2 protein-coding genes are annotated in these 1,725 nt (G+C 23.8%); both read right to left on the bottom strand.

Annotated elements, in window-relative coordinates:
• Positions 1 to 82: helix-turn-helix domain-containing protein (locus ACO409_RS10875; RefSeq protein ID WP_485557172.1), on the bottom strand; the 82-nt coding region annotated here is incomplete at its 3' end.
• Positions 83 to 569: 487 nt separating this feature from the next.
• A complete protein-coding gene (locus tag ACO409_RS10870) occupies positions 570 to 1,658 on the bottom strand; it encodes a Y-family DNA polymerase (RefSeq protein WP_485557170.1) in 1,089 nt (362 codons plus the stop codon).
• Positions 1,659 to 1,725: the final 67 nt, after the last annotated feature.

Here is a 1,725-nt window from a genome sequence, read left to right as displayed (position 1 = left end):
CACATCCAAAAGTCTTATTTATCAATAATTCCTGCTCTTTATTTGGATAAATCCTGTATTTGAATGCTAAATTATATTTCACAAAATTACACCTCCTTTTGATTTTGAATATTATTTTTAATTATTTCTATTCGATATTTTATACAAAAATTGTATCATGGATATATCCTTTTTTCAATTTTTTTACAAAAAAAGCAATTCATCTCCCACTTATAGAAAGCCTACGACTTCTTGCTATCTTTTGTTAAAAATAATTTATTATTTATAATAAAACTGATTTAAAACTAAACTCAAAAATTATGACGATTTTACTTAAATCCTAAATCTATACGATCTTTAATAGTTTAATTTTAAATGAGTTTGAATACATTTTGATTCTAAAATATTGATTCATTAGTATTATAACCTATTTTTATAAATTTGCAAGGAAAATTTAAGAAAAAATATAATAATTTATTAAAATTTATTCAAAATATTATTACAACTTACCTCAAGATTAAGTTATCTGATTTAATTTAGCTTAAAAATTCTAAAATTCAAAGAATAAAATAAAATTTTTACTATTTTTTTTATTTTAAATCATTAAATGAAAGTTGAACTATATCACTTTTTAAAATTGAACTTAATTGAATTCCAATAAGTCGGACTTCATCCTTTTTCTCAAAAAATTCCAAATTTTCAAGAGCAGTTTTATAAATTATATTCATATTATTTGTTGCATTTTTTAAAGTTTTAGAACGAGTATGTGTTATAAAATTAGAATATCTGATTTTTATTGTAACTGTTTTTGCAAATTCATTTTTTTCAATAAGTTTATCACTTAATCTTTTAGACTGCTTTTTCAATTCAGCATGCAATACAAAAATATCATTTTCTTCACGGCGAAAAGTGATTTCATGACCATACGACTGTCTTTTCCTGTCTGTATTTATTTCAGAAATATATAATCCTCGAATAGAATTATACAAATATTCTCCCTTGCTTTCTCCAAATCTTCTAATTAGTTCAGTTTTGCCAATTTCATACAACTGAAAAACTTTTGTTATATTAAACAATCCTAATACTTCTCTAGTCTTTTTACCAATTCCAGGAATTATCTTCAATTCCTTATCATAAATATAATCCAAAAAATGATCACGATCTTTAAAAATAAAATATCCATTTGGCTTATCAATATCACTTGCTATTTTTGCACTTATCTTGCTAAAACCAATTCCAACTGAACAAGTTAAACAAGAATTGTCAAAAATATACTTTTTAAATCTTTTTATAAATCTTTCAATCTTTAAAATTTCTTCTTTTTTATCAATATTATCTTTATTTCTTATAAACTCTGTAATATCAATATATCCTTCATCGACAGAAGTAAATTCACATCTTTTCAGAACTTTTTTTATTAATCCCTGTATTCTTCTGCCTTCCTCAAAATAGACGCCCTTTCTAAGATTTACAACAATAAGATGCGGACATAACCGCTTAGCCTGAATTATAGGCATAGCAGATTTTATGCCATATTTTCTTGCTTCATAACTAGCAGTAGTGACAACTCCATATCCTATTGCAATAGGTTTTCCTCGAAGTTCGCTATTATCTCGCTGTTCTATCGATGCAAAAAAGGCATCCATATCATAATGCAAATAAATTTTTTCTTTTTTCATAATTAAAATTCCTATTTTTTATAAATTTATTTTATACAAATTATATCTGTAAAACTAATTTAAAACT

Source organism: Leptotrichia sp. (genome assembly GCF_057270615.1).
The sequence above is the reverse complement of the archived record's forward strand: the minus strand, read 5'-3'. Positions and strand labels throughout refer to the sequence as shown.

What these genes read in the sequence shown, in the direction of transcription:
- ACO409_RS10870 (WP_485557170.1), bottom strand. Translation starts at nt 1,658, where the DNA reads ATGAAAAAAGAAAAAATTTATTTGCATTATGATATGGATGCCTTTTTT.